This is a genomic window from Bacillus sp. SN32 (assembly GCF_002837495.1).
Classification (GTDB): domain Bacteria; phylum Bacillota; class Bacilli; order Bacillales; family Bacillaceae; genus Bacillus; species Bacillus subtilis.
In genome coordinates this window covers 732050-747935 of the sequence record NZ_PJCT01000001.1, presented here as the reverse complement: position 1 = coordinate 747935, position 15886 = coordinate 732050, and the positions used below count along the sequence as shown (strand labels likewise).

The 15886-nt window shown below is 40.9% G+C and carries 19 protein-coding genes; all 19 read right to left on the bottom strand.

What is annotated here, in order from left to right:
* Positions 1 to 25 precede the first annotated feature (25 nt).
* The 19 genes from fliL to trmFO all read right to left on the bottom strand — a co-directional run bounded on the left by fliL (position 26) and on the right by trmFO (position 15864).
* A complete protein-coding gene (fliL, locus tag CW370_RS04020) occupies positions 26 to 448 on the bottom strand; it encodes a flagellar basal body-associated protein FliL (protein WP_003231964.1) in 423 nt (140 codons plus the stop codon).
* On the bottom strand, positions 445 to 660 hold the full coding sequence (gene swrD / locus CW370_RS04015; RefSeq protein ID WP_003231966.1) for a swarming motility protein SwrD: 216 nt from the start codon (positions 658 to 660) through the stop codon (positions 445 to 447). Before swrD ends, fliL begins: the two co-directional genes overlap by 4 nt.
* Positions 661 to 699: 39 nt before the next feature.
* Positions 700 to 1494, bottom strand: a complete 795-nt coding sequence (gene flgG, locus CW370_RS04010; RefSeq protein ID WP_024572497.1) for a flagellar basal body rod protein FlgG — start codon at positions 1492 to 1494, stop codon at positions 700 to 702.
* Positions 1495 to 1515: 21 nt separating this feature from the next.
* Positions 1516 to 1938, bottom strand: coding sequence for a flagellar hook assembly protein FlgD (flgD, locus tag CW370_RS04005; RefSeq protein WP_014479786.1), 423 nt, complete (start codon positions 1936 to 1938; stop codon positions 1516 to 1518).
* A complete protein-coding gene (locus CW370_RS04000; protein ID WP_024572496.1) occupies positions 1935 to 3398 on the bottom strand; it encodes a flagellar hook-length control protein FliK in 1464 nt (487 codons plus the stop codon). The genes flgD and CW370_RS04000 overlap by 4 nt, the downstream gene beginning before the upstream one ends.
* 12 nt (positions 3399 to 3410) lie before the next feature.
* On the bottom strand, positions 3411 to 4025 hold the full coding sequence (locus tag CW370_RS03995; RefSeq protein ID WP_024572495.1) for a MotE family protein: 615 nt from the start codon (positions 4023 to 4025) through the stop codon (positions 3411 to 3413).
* 11 nt (positions 4026 to 4036) lie between these two features.
* Positions 4037 to 4480: a flagellar export protein FliJ gene (gene fliJ / locus CW370_RS03990; protein ID WP_003231977.1), complete on the bottom strand. Its 444-nt coding sequence runs from the start codon at positions 4478 to 4480 to the stop codon at positions 4037 to 4039.
* A gap of 2 nt (positions 4481 to 4482) precedes the next feature.
* Positions 4483 to 5799 carry a flagellar protein export ATPase FliI gene (gene fliI, locus CW370_RS03985; RefSeq protein ID WP_014479783.1) on the bottom strand — a complete coding sequence of 439 codons (1317 nt, stop codon included), beginning with the start codon at positions 5797 to 5799 and terminating at the stop codon, positions 4483 to 4485.
* On the bottom strand, positions 5796 to 6548 hold the full coding sequence (gene fliH, locus CW370_RS03980) for a flagellar assembly protein FliH (protein ID WP_024572494.1): 753 nt from the start codon (positions 6546 to 6548) through the stop codon (positions 5796 to 5798). Before fliH ends, fliI begins: the two co-directional genes overlap by 4 nt.
* The gene (gene fliG, locus CW370_RS03975) at positions 6541 to 7557 is read right to left on the bottom strand and encodes a flagellar motor switch protein FliG (protein ID WP_003231981.1); all 1017 of its coding nucleotides are present in this window, start codon (positions 7555 to 7557) and stop codon (positions 6541 to 6543) included. Before fliG ends, fliH begins: the two co-directional genes overlap by 8 nt.
* A 12-nt stretch (positions 7558 to 7569) precedes the next feature.
* Positions 7570 to 9180, bottom strand: coding sequence for a flagellar basal-body MS-ring/collar protein FliF (fliF, locus tag CW370_RS03970; RefSeq protein ID WP_051388163.1), 1611 nt, complete (start codon positions 9178 to 9180; stop codon positions 7570 to 7572).
* Between the two features lie 45 nt (positions 9181 to 9225).
* Positions 9226 to 9546 (bottom strand): flagellar hook-basal body complex protein FliE, encoded by a 321-nt coding sequence (gene fliE / locus CW370_RS03965; protein WP_003238544.1) that lies wholly within the window; start codon positions 9544 to 9546, stop codon positions 9226 to 9228.
* A 10-nt stretch (positions 9547 to 9556) separates the two neighbouring features.
* Complete coding sequence (gene flgC / locus CW370_RS03960) at positions 9557 to 10009, bottom strand: flagellar basal body rod protein FlgC (RefSeq protein WP_024572493.1); 453 nt, start codon at positions 10007 to 10009, stop codon at positions 9557 to 9559.
* On the bottom strand, positions 10009 to 10398 hold the full coding sequence (gene flgB, locus CW370_RS03955; RefSeq protein ID WP_003245656.1) for a flagellar basal body rod protein FlgB: 390 nt from the start codon (positions 10396 to 10398) through the stop codon (positions 10009 to 10011). Before flgB ends, flgC begins: the two co-directional genes overlap by 1 nt.
* Positions 10399 to 10777: 379 nt before the next feature.
* Positions 10778 to 11557, bottom strand: a complete 780-nt coding sequence (gene codY / locus CW370_RS03950; protein WP_003220850.1) for a GTP-sensing pleiotropic transcriptional regulator CodY — start codon at positions 11555 to 11557, stop codon at positions 10778 to 10780.
* Positions 11558 to 11596: 39 nt separating this feature from the next.
* The gene (hslU, locus tag CW370_RS03945; RefSeq protein ID WP_003245556.1) at positions 11597 to 13000 is read right to left on the bottom strand and encodes an HslU--HslV peptidase ATPase subunit; all 1404 of its coding nucleotides are present in this window, start codon (positions 12998 to 13000) and stop codon (positions 11597 to 11599) included.
* A 16-nt stretch (positions 13001 to 13016) separates the two neighbouring features.
* Positions 13017 to 13562, bottom strand: coding sequence for an ATP-dependent protease subunit ClpQ (clpQ, locus tag CW370_RS03940; RefSeq protein WP_003238555.1), 546 nt, complete (start codon positions 13560 to 13562; stop codon positions 13017 to 13019).
* A 12-nt stretch (positions 13563 to 13574) separates the two neighbouring features.
* Positions 13575 to 14489, bottom strand: coding sequence for a tyrosine recombinase XerC (gene xerC / locus CW370_RS03935; RefSeq protein ID WP_003231988.1), 915 nt, complete (start codon positions 14487 to 14489; stop codon positions 13575 to 13577).
* Between the two features lie 67 nt (positions 14490 to 14556).
* Positions 14557 to 15864 carry an FADH(2)-oxidizing methylenetetrahydrofolate--tRNA-(uracil(54)-C(5))-methyltransferase TrmFO gene (gene trmFO / locus CW370_RS03930; RefSeq protein ID WP_029945954.1) on the bottom strand — a complete coding sequence of 436 codons (1308 nt, stop codon included), beginning with the start codon at positions 15862 to 15864 and terminating at the stop codon, positions 14557 to 14559.
* Positions 15865 to 15886: the final 22 nt, after the last annotated feature.

The window sequence follows — 15886 nt, the reverse complement described above, 5'->3', positions numbered from 1 at the left end:
CCTCCGTATTCTGTCAAATTATGCTTTATTGCAGATTAAAGGAGGTAATATACACTTTTTCTACTTTTCCTTCTTGGAGGTAGCTATTTATTTTATCTTTTAGTTCCTTCTTAAAGGTTTCTTTTCCCTTGTCTCCCTCAATCTGATCAGCATTCGTATCAGCCAGCAGTGATATAACAGCGTCTTTCACTTGGAAATCACGTTTCTCAAGTTCTTCTTTTGATTTATCAGAATCGGTTTCAAGTTTAATAGCAAGACGGATAATGTTATCAGACTTTAAATTTGTTGTGATCTCTTCTACATCAACAGAAGACGCAACGATTTCATCAATACTTTTTTTCGCTTCACTTTTTTCGGACTTTCCGCCTAAAACAAAATAAGCCGCCGCCCCGAGAGCACCAATTACGATAAGGATAATTAGTAATATGATCATTAACTTTTTCTTCATTCCGGTTCCTCTATTCCTTGATCCATTGCAAATATTTGTATTTTTCGGTAGAAAGCTGCGATCTTTTCCAGAACAGCTTCTTCATCTTCTTTTACTACAAACTTCTTACCATTTGACAGAGTAATTGTAGTATCCGGAAAACATTCAATCTGTTCAATAAATAGCGCATTCAGTGTAAAGGGCTGCCCGTTCAAACGGGTTACTTTAATCATAAAACAGCGGAGAAGCGATTACTCGCCTCCCCTCCCTCCTTAACGTTTAAGGTTAACCAGTTCTTGAAGGATTTCATCAGATGTTGTAATAATTTTTGAGTTTGATTGGAATCCGCGCTGGGCTACGATCATTTCAGTAAATTCGTCAGTTAAATCGACGTTAGACATTTCGAGAAATCCTACTTTAAGGGAACCTGTTCCGCCATCACCGGGCTGGTTCGCTGCACTGGCCGTACCAGAGTTTAAAGATTCACGGTATAAGTTGCTCCCGATTTTATCCAATCCGTCACTGTTGGCAAAAGTCACAATCCCGATTTGTCCGCCGTCTTGTGATTGACCACCGGCATCAACGATCGATACCTTGCCATCAGAACCGATAGTGAAACTTTGTGCATCAGTAGGAATTTTAATTGTTCCGCCATTCATATTTAGTACATGGTAGCCATCACCTGTAACCAATGTTCCGGTATTATCTAAATAGAAGTTCCCTGCTCTTGTATAAGCTGTCCCGTCACCTGTATCAATTCGGAAGTAACCGTCGCCGTCAATTGCTAAATCAAGTGTTCTTCCTGTGCTTTGTGTCGCGCTTGTTGAATGAATTGTATCAATTGTGCCAGATGATGAACCTAAACCGATTTGCTTAGAGTTTGTTCCGCCGATTGTTGCACCAGCAGCAGAACCGCCGGCAATCGTTTGGCTTACCATATCTTTAAAGGTAACCCGGCTCTTTTTGAATCCTACTGTATTTACGTTGGCAATGTTATTGCCGATTACGTCAAGCTTTGTTTGAAAGTTTTTCATACCGCTGATTCCAGAATAAAGTGAACGTAACATAATATATTCCCCCAGATGTTTTTATTTAGATGATTGTCCCACAGACATGACATTCGCAGGACTGATCTCGGTCCCATCATCAAGAACGAGATAATAATTTCCTTTAAAATGTTTAACAGAGCTTACTGTGCCTGTTTTATCTGTTGCACTTTTACCATCAGTCCAAGATACTTCTTTTCCCATCCAATCAACATACGTTGTAAACGGATCTTGGTTTTCAACGAATTGAGTCATTGTCGTATTCAGATTCATCATTTGCTCCAAGCTTGAAAAAGTCGCCATCTGGCTGATAAATTCTTTATCGTCAACCGGGTTAAGCGGATCTTGGTTTTGAACTTGAGTCATTAATATTTTTAAAAACTCGTCTTTCCCCAAGCTGCTGTTGTTCGTCGACACAGTGTTCGTTTTTTCAGGCAGTTTATATTCTGAACTTATAGAAGTCATTCTTCTTCCTCCATTTCAACCATCGACACTTCATCGAGCAGATCGCCAAAATCATTTGATTGCTTTTTCTGTCTTTGCTGTCTCTGCCCCTCTTGCTGCTGTTTCTGTTCATCAGCAAGCTGGCCGTATATCGGCTGATCCCCGCTTTGGACCGGAAGAGTAAAACGGTCAATTTGGACGGCCATATTCGGCAATGATTGCTTCAGCTGAGGAAGATGCTGTTCAAGCAATTCTTTTGCTGATTGGCTAGATGCTATGATTTTACTCTGAAACATTCCATTTTCATTTGTCAGCTTGATTGTGACAAATCCTAAATGTTCAGGGTTCAGCCGAATAGTGAAACTTCCCGTCGATCTGCCGAAAGGCGTATATTTCATCTGCTTCCACGCATTAATTACTTGATCAGCCACCGTTTTTGTTTCGGCATTTGGTATATCAGATGACATCTGCTGCAGATCAAGTGTTTGAACTCCTCCTATGCCCCGATACCCCGAAAACAGCATTTGGAGTCCTGATTTACTATCTACAGGCTGAATACTTCCAGAAACATCCGATGCATTTTTGCTGGATGAACTCTGCGATAGCGGTGTGAGAACACGCTTCCCAAAGTCTTGTGATGATTCGGATGATTTCGATAACAAGAAAGCTTTCAGCTGGCTTTCAGCTAAACTCCATTCTTTGGTCCCTTTTTGAGGGAGCATAGACATTTGATCCATTAAGCTTTGAAAACTTTTCAGCTCTGACGCTGTCATCGAATAAAGTTTTGAACTTGACTCATCTTTGGTGAACATTTGCTGTTTAAGATCCTGAATTAGTTGTTGAGATACACCCTTCTTTTCTAATGCAGAAAGGAATTGATCTCCATTTTGATAAATGGCATGAGCTTCATTGCCATTCCCGCGATCAGTCAACTTATTCCCTTCTACGAGCTGGCTAATGAACATCTGGATATAGAAAAGTTCTTTAGCAGCTTCGGATACTTCATTTTCCTGATTTGATTGCTCTGTATCCGACTTCAGTCCTCCATTAATGTCAGAAGCAGAATCATTGGCACTCAGAGCCGTTTTAGCTTCTGAAAAGATTTTCTCCGTTTCTGTGAGCAATTGATCCGTCCCGCCTGACATTTTTGATTCAACTGCTTGCAAAAGATTTTGCAACATTTGCAGAGCATTCGCATCCAATTGCTTCCCTGTCAGTTTGCTTAATGTTTGCAAAAGATCCGCATTTTGTTTGTCTTGATCTTCAGGACTTGCATTTAGCCATTCACCGATCTTTTTAAGCGCATCTGCTAAAAGCTGATCTTCGGAATTAGAAGTTCCCTTTCCTTGTTCTGAAAGTTCCTTCAATCCAGCCTCAGACATAAGCCAGTTTTGAAAAACCCCCTGGCTACTTTTCATGTTTTTAGCGGCAGAACCCGTTGTGGTTTGCAGCAAAGGTCCGGCTAATTCAAGCAGCTTCACCTTTCATTCCCCCTATTCTTGGCTGGCAGCAATTTTTTCTGTATAGGTTGCTGCTTGCTCAGGAGTCATTTTCGCCAATATGTCAGCAAGCTGCTTTTTGCTTAGGCCATTCAATATTTTCAGTGCTTCTTGCTCCTTTAATTGGGCAATAATTTTAGCAGCCTTTCCGCTGTCCATGCTTTTGTACACACTGATCACTTTGTCATTTTCAGAAGAAGCTTTCGAGTCTGCTGATCCTTCAGTATGATCTTCTGATGACTTTTTTTGATTCTCAGCCGTCTTTTCAAGTGAACGGATCTTTTGATTGAGCCTGTCGATTTCTGATTTACTTGTTTCTAAATCTTTATTCAATATACTGATTTCACTTTTTTGATCCTTAATGGTCTTTTCCAGAGCTGCCGTATTACTGCTATCCTTACTTGATGCTGTGCCTTTTTTATTTTCGGTTTCAGGGACCAATTCTTTAAGAACCGGCGTTTTTGCCGCAGCATCCTGTATCGGCTTTAAGACATTGATACCAGCAGCCCAAAGAACAATCCCCCCTGCGATTAATAGAAACATCAGCGGGAGGATAATGATAAGCAAAACCGAACGGAACTTACCTGATTCTTTCTTTTTGCCGGACATTACATTCGCTCCTAATGGCCTTGAATCATAAACTGCTTAATCGAAATATCGTCCATTTCTTTCATTTCTGCAGCTTTATCTTCAAGAGCAAACATTTTAAACTGTTTTTCACGCATTTTTTCAAACTTTTTCACTTCAATGTTTTTCTCTGTCAAAATTTCTTGTTTTTGATTCATTTGATTTCTTTTCATAATGACAAGCTTTTGATAGTGATAGATCGTATTATCAAGATTTGAGACAAATTGTTGGTAGTGCCTCATTTCTTGTACACTCATGCCGCTTTTTAATTTCTTTTCCTTATTTTGTTCCAGCAATTCTTTTTTGCTCATATTCTCATATAATTTTTCAGCAACGTTTTCAAATTCAGAAACTGATTGCTGATACTCGGATAAGGATTGGTCTTTTTCATTTTCTTTTAGTTCCAGCAGCTTTTGGAATCTAAATTGATAAGCCACGTTTATTCCTCATTTCCTGTCAAACTAGTTAATACAGCAATGCTTTCTTCCAATAAAGCCGGTTCGTCTGTTCCCTGCTTTAAAAATTGAATAAGCTGCGGATAAAATTGTATCGCTTCATCAATTTCTCTGGATGATCCTCTTTTGTAAGCTCCGATATTAATGAGATCTTCCGAATTTTGATATGTCGATAAAAGCTCACGGAATTTATTGGCCGCATCCAGATGCTGTTTTGTTGAAATGTTTGACATCACCCTGCTGATGCTTTTTAGTACGTTAACTGCAGGAAACTGGCCTTTATTGGCAAGCGCCCTGTCCAACACAATATGTCCGTCTAAAATTCCGCGTACGGTATCGGCAATCGGCTCATTCATGTCATCCCCATCTACCAACACTGTATAAAATGCCGTAATGGTTCCATGCTCGTTTGCACCTGTTCGTTCTAGTAAACGAGGTAAAATAGCGAACACTGAAGGTGTATAACCTTTTGTCGTTGGAGGCTCTCCTGCAGCCAGTCCAATCTCTCGCTGCGCCATTGCCACCCTTGTAACAGAATCCATCATAAACATGACATTTTGGCCTTTATCTCGGAAATACTCGGCAATGGCAGTCGCTGTATATGCCGCTTTCAATCTCATTAATGCTGGCTGGTCTGAGGTGGCAACGACTACAATCGATCGTTTCAGCCCCTCTTTCCCCAGATCTTTTTCAATAAACTCCCGAACCTCTCGTCCGCGTTCTCCGACAAGTGCAATGACGTTTAAGTCAGCCTCTGTCTGCTTGGCGATCATCCCCATTAAGGTGCTTTTTCCGACACCGCTTCCTGCAAAAATTCCAATCCGCTGGCCTTTACCGACTGTCAGCAAGCTGTCAATTGATCTGACTCCAACACCCATCTTTTCACGGATAGGCGGCCGTTTCATCGGGTTGGGCGGTGATTGCTCCGTTGATACAGGCGAAAGCCCTTTCGGCAGAAGCTTTCCGTCAAGCGGTTCTCCAAAAGCATCGATGACTTGTCCGATCAGTCCGGTTCCAACTTTAACCCGAAGTGATTCCCCAGTAGCTTCTACAATGCTGCCAGGTGCAATGCTCGCAGCCTCTAAATAAGGCATAAGCAAAATATTTTCTTCCTGGAAGCCGACTACCTCAGCTTTAATGACTTTCCCAGATTGTCCTTTTGCATAAATCAGGCACACGTCGCCAATTGAGCTTGCTGGCCCTTTTGATTCAATCATCAGGCCGATTACCCGCTTGACTTTTCCGTACCGTTTATACGAGTCTGTCATTTCTATACAATCTATCAGACTCTGTGTCTTCATTCAGCTGCACCTGCTTCCAGCGCTGTCAGAAGTTTATCTTTCAATTGCATCAATTGTGTGTCAACACTCGCATCTACCCTGCCAAAAGGAGTTTCAATATAACAGGTTCCTTTTTGAGCTTTTTCATCAGCATATATGCCAAGCCGGCATTCTTTATAAAGAAGCTGCTGGATTTCATCTTTTTGCTGAAAGATTGTCTCATAGTAATATGGATCAACATAAATTGATATATCGTCATATTCCTTCACTTCGTTTATAACCTGTTGTACAAGCAGGAGGAAAGCCTCTTTATCATCAGACTTTTGCTGCCAAACTTTTTTTGCTAGGGCAACGGCAAGCTCAACGATTTCTTCATTAGCGTCTTCAAGCTTGTCCTCAACAGCTTTTCTGGACATTTCAGTTATACTGTTTGCTTGGCCGATCAGTTCGGCATACTGTTTCATTGCCTCAGCTTTGCCCAGCGCTACTCCTTGTTCAAAGCCCTCGGTTTTTGCTTCTTCAATAAGCTTCTGTTTTTCAGCCGCCCAATCGTTTTTCTCCTGCTCAATTTGACGGCGAATATTTTCTATATGACTGTTTGCCTGCTCAGAAATCCGGTCAGCTTCCTCTTTCACTCGGGCCATAAGCGCCTCCGGGTTCTCTTCAGCCTGCAAAAGGTGAGAATGATCAATACGCACCTCTTGTATAGAAAGTTTTCTTTTTTCCTTTTGTGGAGAAATAGATGATTCTTGTTTAATGATATTAGACAATAATATCATCCCCTCCGCCTCTTGCTATCACAATTTCACCGGCTTCTTCAAGCTTTCTGACGATGCTTACAATTCTCGATTGTGCTTCTTCTACATCTTTCAAGCGTACAGGGCCCATAAATTCCATTTCTTCTTTGAAGGTTTCAACCATACGCTGTGACATATTGTTGAACACAATTTCTTTGACTTCCTCGCTTGCAACCTTTAATGAAAGGAGCAAATCGTCGTTCTCAACATCGCGAATGACTCTCTGAATTGCACGGTTATCAAGTGTGACAATATCTTCGAAGACAAACATCCGCTTTTTAATCTCTTCAGCAAGATCGGGATCCTGAATTTCCAATGAATCCAAGATCGTCTTCTCTGTCCCTCTGTCTACCCCGTTTAACACTTCCACAACAGCTTCAATTCCGCCTGTTTGTGTATAATCCTGAGTAAATGCAGAAGATAATTTTTGTTCCAGAATCCGTTCTACCTCGTTAATTATTTCTGGAGACGTTCTATCCATGACCGCGATTCTTCTCGCAACCTCAGCCTGCACTTCAGGGTTCAGCTCGGATAAAATTTGCCCGGCCTGCACTGGATCTAAATAAGACAAGATTAACGCCATCGTCTGCGGATGCTCTTGCTGGATAAAATTCAAAATTTGTTCTGGCTCCGCTTTTCTGGCAAAATCAAATGGTTTAACCTGCAAAGAAGAAGTCAGCCTGTTTAGAATGTTCTCCGCCTTATCCTCTCCAAGCGCCTTTTCCAGAACTTGTCTTGCATAGCTTAAACCGCCTTGAGAAATATAATCTTGCGCAATGGCTATATTATGAAATTCTTCTATGATTTCATCCTTTTTTTGATGATCGACGCTTCGAACACCTGATATTTCCAGAGTAAGCCTTTCAATTTCTTCATCGGTTAAGTGCTTATAGACAGAAGCTGACACATCTAACCCCAAGGAAATCATGAGAATGGCTGCTTTTTGTTTTCCTGTAAGCTTATCTTGATCACGTCTCGCCATTTCTAATTCCTCCTAATCCTCGGCCAGCCAGCTTCTCAGCAGTTTTGCAAAATCTTCCGGCTTGTCTTTCGCCATCTTTTCAAGCTGTTTTCGTCTGACTGATTCCGCTGTTTCATTTTCCTCTTCGTTGATATCAGGCAAATTGATTGGTTCTTGAGGAACCTCATACTCATATTCCTCAAATTCATCCTCTTGCGCCCGTTTCTTTCTGATAAGCATAATGATCAGAACAATGATCGCTGCGATTAAAACACCGCCTACAATATATGCCCACAGCGGGATACCTGAGGATTTTTCCGTATTTGTATCCAAATTGACTTTGCCGTCGAATGGCTGAACGGAGACAACAATCTTATTATTGATATCAGCATCAGATAAATTCTGGTTTTGCGTTTCATCTTTATCCAAAGATGTTCTGACTACAGTTGAAAGGATTTTTTGTATATCATCCTGTCTTTCAGTTGATAGCGACGCTGTGTTTTTGGCATCAGGCGGCTCTACCATTACTTGAATCCCTAAATCTCTGACCTTATAAGGACTTTCAGCGATTTCTTTATGAATTCGGTTAACCTCGTAATTGATTTTGTTGCTGTTTTTTTCGTAGTTTCCGCTTTCGGTATTTTCACCGTCAGCCTTATAATTTGTTACATCTTCCTCGCCGGTTCCGGCAGTTCCGCCGTTGGCTGCACCGTCGCCCTGATATGTTTCAGATACCTTTTCAGCGCTGACTGCAATGCCTTCCATGTTTTCTTTATCCACAGGTTCGACAATGTCTTCTGTCCGATTTTCTTTTGTGAAATCAATGTCTGCTGTAACGGAGACAACGACTTTATCTTGGCCCATCATCGTACCAAGAAGTGACTGTACATGTTTTTGAATGTCTTTTTCAACTTGAGACTTAATTCCTTGCTGAGAAGAATAACTATCCGCGTAGGACCCTGCATCACTGTCTGATTTATCGTAGTATGTAGAATTTTGATCCATGATGACGATGTTATCTTCTTTTAGGTTCGGCACGCTTTTAGATACCAGATGATATAATCCGTTGATCTGGCTTTGATCAAGTGTATAACCCGGTTGAATCTGCAAAACGATTGATGCAGATGCTGCAGATTGCTCTTCACCGACAAACACCGCGTCTTTCGGGAGATTAATCATTACTTTTGAACTTTTAATACCGTCCATTTCATTGATCAAGTTTGACAGTTCTGTCTGTGTAGCTTTTACTTTCACCATATCAAACTCATTGTCTGTCAAACCAAAGCCGGCATTCTGTCCAAAAAATGAATAATCAATTGATCCGGTTTTAGGAAGTCCTTCTGCAGCCATCTGCACTTTCAAAGAATCAACCTGATCCTCCGGAACACTAATCACTGTACCGCCATTCGAAAGTTCGTTTGGCACTTTTTTTGCATCCAATTCTTCTTTGATTTGTCCTGCTTCTTCGGCAGACAAATCTTTGTACAGCGGCGCCATTTTAGAATTTGAAGCAAAAACACTAATAATAATTCCAATAATAATAATTGCCGCTAAAGCACTAACCATTAAAATCTTTTGTAATTTAGATCTATTTTTCCAAAACTCACTCGTTTTGTTTTTCATTTGCATTAGAGTACGATTCATGTTAACCCCCGGTCATTCCACTCTTTCTCTAAATCGTCAGACCCCCTACATTTGCATTCTCATAATCTCCTGATAAGCTTCCACAGCTTTATTGCGGAACTCTGTTGCTGCAGTTAGAGAGATGCTAGCTTTTTGAGCGGCGATCATGACCTCATCAAGATTTACATCTTTTCCTGCAGCCAAGGCATTAGTCATGTTGTCAGAAGCTACTTGGGACTCATTTAACGAACTAATAGAGTTTTTTAAAAGCTCCGAAAAGCTTGTTTGATTTGAAGAATCTGTTTTTTGGCTATTGTTTACTTGATTTGTTGCATTTTGAGTGTTTTGAGTATTTTGAACCTGAAAAGGAGAAATTGCATTAATCACATTCATTCACCTACTTTCCGATTTCTAACGCCTTCATCAGCATTCCCTTTGTGGCATTCATCGCCGTGACATTCGCCTCATATGATCTGGTGCTGCTGACAAGATCAACCATTTCCTTTAATGGATCAACATTAGGCTTTTGTACATATCCATCAGCGTTTGCATCAGGGTCTGTCGGATCATAGACAAGATTAAAATCCGAATCATCCTCTGTAATTTTTGAAACCTTCACACCGTTTCCAGCACTACCGCTTCCGCTCATTTGAGAATTGAGAATGGAAGAGAACGATTCACCTTTTGACTGAAGGGAGACCATTTTTCTTCTGTAAGGCACCCACTCTCCATTCACCTGCTTAGCTCTTGTCGTATCCATATTTGCTAAGTTAGATGATACAACGTCCATTCTGACTCGCTGAGCTGTTAAAGCCGATGCTGAAACATTTAAGCTATGAAAAGCTGTCATCATTTTCCTCCTGTTAATACGGTCTTCAGCGAATTAAATTTACCGTTCATTCTTTCAACCAAAGCTTGATAGTTGATTTGATTTTGCGCCAATTCTGTCATCTCTTTGTCAACATCAACATTGTTTCCGTTTTGCTGATACGATGTATCTCCGCTCGCAACAATTGAATAATTCGAATCAGTATCAGAAAAATCAACATGACGATAGTCTGTTTTTATCGCTTCAAGACGCGAGGATTCTTGATCTAATAAATTTTGGAAAGAGACTTTTTTCGCCTTATAGTTCGGTGTATCTATATTGGCGATATTATTAGTTATGACTTTTTGCTTAATATCCGCTCTGCTCAAGGCATTTTCAAGATTTTGTATCGTTCCAGAAAATAAGCTCAAATCCACTTACCTCCATTTCAGTTTTTTTCACCCTCAATATCCTTGTCGAGAATTGTAAAACTATATGCTTATTGTAAGAAATAACAGGCATAAAGTCTATGAAGTTCGTGTAAAAAAATGTCCTCACAATTATCTATTTTGTAACTAGGTATAAAGTCCTAGATTGTTAGAACTACATTTCTCACCTTGATATAAGCCTGAAAATAGCAGAATTTCTGTTTTTTCTCCTTTCTTTTCGGCATTTTTGAAACTTTTTGAAGAAAAATGCAAAATTTATTAAAATTATTACATAGAAAGACTTTCAACCCAGGAAATAAAGCTTATTGATTTCCTTTATTTGAAATAAAAAAAGAACCCTCAAAAAGGGTTCTTTTTGTGATTAATGAGATTTTAGATTTTCTAATTCAATTAGGAATTTGTTGTTTAGTACCTTGATATAAGTACCTTTCATTCCTAATGATCTAGACTCGATAACACCGGCGCTCTCCAGCTTTCTGAGTGCGTTCACAATAACAGAACGGGTAATGCCGACACGGTCAGCAATTTTACTTGCAACAAGAAGACCTTCGTTTCCGTCAAGCTCCTCAAAAATGTGCTCAATTGCTTCAAGCTCACTGTAAGAAAGCGAGCTGATAGCCATTTGTACGACAGCTTTGCTTCTTGCTTCCTCTTCAATTTCTTCTGCTTTTTCTCTTAGGATTTCCATTCCGACAACTGTTGCGCCGTATTCAGCTAGAATTAAGTCATCGTCATTGAATTGATCTTGTAAACGTGAAAGAATAAGTGTTCCTAATCTTTCCCCGCCTCCGATGATCGGCACAATTGTTGTTAAACCAGCTTGAAACAGGTCTCTGTTCTCAACAGGGAAAGCAGTATATTCACTATTAATATCCAAGTTAGAAGATGTTTCAGGGACATTAAACAGATTTTTCGTATATTCTTCAGGGAATTGACGATCCTCAAGCATTTTTTTCATACGATCATTTTCAATTTGCTGGTTAATAGAATACCCAAGGAGTTTCCCTCTGCGGCTTACAACGAAAATATTGGAATCAATTACATCCCGCAGCGTCTCCGCCATTTCCTTGAAGTTTACCGGTTTCCCTGCCGCAGCTTGCAGCATGGAGTTAATAATTCTTGTTTTTTGTAATAAAGCCATGATAAATAATCCTCCTAAACATTCCTCATATTAAATTTTTCACAATATAAATTGACTTAAATCTTTGTTTTTGGCTATCGTTCCGAGCTTTTCTTCGACATACTGTGGTGTAATCGTTATTTTCTCCATCGTTACATCTGGAGCTTCAAACGACAAATCTTCTAATAGGCGTTCAAGTATTGTATGAAGGCGTCTCGCACCGATATTATCTGTGTCCTGGTTCACATGATAAGCAACTTCAGCAATCTTATGAATAGCTTCGTCAGAAAATTCAAGAGATATACCTTCTGTCTGCAATAATGCCTGATATTGTTTCAGCAGCGCATTATCCGGCTCAACCAAAATTCTCACGAAGTCGTCTACCGTGAGTTTGTTCAGTTCTACACGAATTGGGAAACGCCCCTGCAGCTCAGGAATCAAATCAGACGGTTTGGCCATATGAAACGCTCCTGCTGCAATAAATAATACATGGTCTGTTTTTACAGAACCATATTTTGTGACAACGGTTGAACCCTCAACAATCGGCAGGATATCCCGCTGAACGCCTTCTCTTGAAACATCGGCAGAAGAAGATGCACCGCCGTTCTTTGCGATTTTATCAATCTCATCAATAAAGATAATCCCGCTCTCTTCTGCTCTCTGAACAGCTTCCTGGCCGACTTCATCCATATCGATGAGTTTGCTTGCTTCTTCATTCGTCAGGACTTTTCTGGCTTCTCTGACTGTCATTTTGCGCCGCTTCTTTTTCTTTGGCATTAATCCGCTCAGCGCATCCTGCATGTTCATACCCATCTGCTCCATACCCGAGCCCTGCAGCATGTCAAACATAGAAGGCTGCTGCTCTTCGACTTCTACTGTTACATAGTAGTCTTCGAGCTCTCCTAAAGCCAGCTGATGCGCCATTCGTTTTCTTTTTTCTTCGATGTTTGCTTCTTCCTGGCTCTCCGCCTCATCTTCACCATTCGGCTGGCTGCCTCCAAAAAACATTTCAAACGGATTTTTAACGCCAGATTGTTTTTTCTTCCCGGGAACTAACAGACGAACAATGCGTTTGTTTGCATTTTCTTCTGCCTGTTCCTTTACTTCATTCATTTTCTCTTCTTTTATAAGCCGAACAGAAGTCTCCACAAGATCTCTGACCATTGATTCAACATCTCTGCCTACATAGCCGACTTCGGTAAATTTAGTAGCTTCAATTTTGATAAATGGCGCACCTGAAAGCTTAGCGATTCGTCTGGCAATTTCAGTTTTCCCGACGCCGGTAGGACCCATCATTAAAATGTTTTTCGGAACGACCTCGTCCTTCAGCTTTTCATCCAGAAGACTTCTTCTATAGCGGTTTCTTAATGCCACGGCGACAGCTTTTTTCGCATTTTGCTGACCGACAATATATTGGTCTAACCGATCTACAATCTGTCTAGGAGTTAACGGTTTTTTTTCCATGCGCCTCAAGTCCTTTCTATTCAAGCTCTTCCAGTATGATTTGATCGTTCGTGTAAACACAAATTTCGCCTGCTGTTTCTAACGCGGCTCTGGCAATCTCACTTGCAGACATGCTTTCACCGGCATGCTTTTTCAATGCTCTTCCCGCTGCCAAAGCGTAATTGCCTCCTGATCCAATCGCGAGAATGCCGTCATCTGGTTCGATCACCTCGCCTGTTCCCGATACGAGAAGCAAAGTATCCTGATTCATAACAATCAGCATGGCTTCGAGCTTTCTTAGCACTTTATCGCTGCGCCATTCCTTCGCAAGCTCAACAGCCGCACGTTTTAAGTTGCCGTTATATTCTTCAAGCTTAGCTTCAAACTTTTCGAATAAAGTGAAAGCGTCTGCAACAGATCCCGCAAAGCCAGCAAGAACTTTGCCGTTAAACAGTTTTCTCACTTTCCGTGCCGTGTGTTTCATGACAACAGCCTGACCAAATGTTACTTGGCCGTCTCCGGACATAGCGCTTCGTCCTTTATGCTGTACGGCAAATATTGTGGTCGCATGAAAAGATGACATAAAGGGCCTCCTTTAATTTTTCTTAAATGCTCTTGGATGGTGAGACATATATGTGTTTCTCAACATTTCCTTCGAAACGTGCGTGTATATCTGTGTAGAAGACAGATTGGAATGCCCGAGCAGTTCTTGAACGCTTCTCAAATCCGCTCCTTCATTTAACAGATGCGTGGCGAACGTATGTCGAAGCATATGCGGATGGATATGTAAAGTGCTTGACGCTTTTTGAACAAGCCCGCTTAAAATATGTCTGATGCCACGGGCTGTAAGCGGTCCGCCTCTTTGATTTACGAATAATAGATCATGAGGTTCTTTTGCCTTCATCAGCAAGCACTGTCTTCCGCTATTCATGTATACCTTCAACGCTTCGCGGGCATAAGACCCAAAGGGGATATAGCGCTGCTTCTTGCCTTTACCGTGAACAAGCACAGTGTCCATAAATAAATCAACGTCGTTAATAGTTATGGAACAGCATTCACTGACCCTCATTCCGGTGGCATAGAGCAGCTCTAACAGCGCTTGATCCCTCATTCCGGCCGGCTGGCTTATATCTGAAACTTCAAACAGCTCCTCAAGCTCTTTTTGATATAGAAACTTCGGTATCCGTTTCTCCTGTTTTGGCAGATGAACAAGCTGAAACGGATTTTCTTCAATAAGCTTTTCCCGCATCAGAAACTTATAAAAGCTTCTTAATGCAGATATCTTTTTGCTTATTGTTCTTCTCGATAAACCTTTTTCATAGGCTTCTGTCAAAAAAATCCTAGTATCTTGATATGCAGCTTCTTCAAATCCATTTATACCTTGAACGCGCAGGAAAGTCTCGAATTCTTCAATTGAATCCACATAATTCACAATAGTATATTGTGAATAATTTTTTTCAATTTGTAAATATTCAACGAATAACTTTACGAAATTCTTAACATTCTCCATGCCTAATACCTCCCCAGGAAGGGCTTTTAAATGGTATCACAAATCGCGCTCAGGTTGCAATCAATACCTATATTGTTTTCGAAATTGTTTGAATTGTTTCAATCGCACGGTTCGCGTATTGTTCATTTCGTTCTTTTTTATTTTTAATTTTAACTGGCAATTCTTTTAAAAGCCCAAAGTTTGCATTCATCGGCTGGAAGTTCTTCTGGTTTGTTGTTGTAATATAATGTGCCATACTGCCAATTGCTGTTTCCTGAGGGAAGATCACAAGCTCTTCTCCCAATACAAGCTTCGCCGCATTAATGCCTGCTACAAGTCCTGAGGCAGCTGATTCCACATATCCTTCTACTCCCGTCATTTGGCCTGCAAAGAACAGATCACTGCGGTTTTTAAATTGATAAGTCGGCTTTAACAGGCTTGGAGAGTTAATAAATGTGTTTCTGTGCATCACGCCATATCTGACGATTTCTACATTTTCAAGTCCTGGAATCAACTTGAGAACTTCCTTTTGGTCTCCCCATTTTAAATGAGTCTGGAATCCTACAATATTATAAAGTGTTCCCGCAGCATCATCCTGTCTGAGCTGAACGACGGCATAAGGGCGTTTTCCTGTAACAGGATGCTCTAGACCAACCGGTTTCATCGGACCGAAAAGCATTGTTTTCTTACCCCGTTTTGCCATGATTTCAATCGGCATGCAGCCTTCAAAGAAAATCTCTTTTTCAAATTCTTTTAACGGCACTGTTTCTGCTGATGTTAATGCTTCATGAAAACGGTCAAACTCTTCTTCTGTCATCGGGCAGTTCAAATATGCTGCTTCACCTTTATCATAACGGGATTTCAGGTACACTTTATCCATATCAAGGCTGTCTTTTTCTACAATTGGCGCCGCTGCGTCATAAAAATATAAATAGTCCTCTCCAGTCAACTCCTTCAGCTGGGCAGACAGCGATTCAGATGTTAACGGACCCGTTGCGATGATAGTGGGGCCTTCAGGAATTTCAGTCACTTCTTCATTAATAACGGTTACGTTTGGATGATTTTTCACCCGATTTGTCACACTTGCGGCAAATTCATGACGGTCTACTGCAAGAGCGCCCCCGGCAGGCACCGAACATTCGTCAGCCGCAGCGATAATGGCTGAATCAAGCGCACGCATTTCTTCCTTTAATACACCGACAGCGTTAGCAAGTGTATTAGAGCGAAGAGAATTGCTGCAGACAAGCTCTGCAAATTTATCTGTATGGTGCGCAGGCGTTTGTTTAACTGGCCGCATTTCATACAATTTGACTTGAATCCCCCGTTTGGCAAGCTGCCATGCTGCTTCACTTCCTGCAAGTCCGGCTCCGATTACATTCACTGTTTGTTGGTTCATCTTTCACATCTCCTAGTTTATT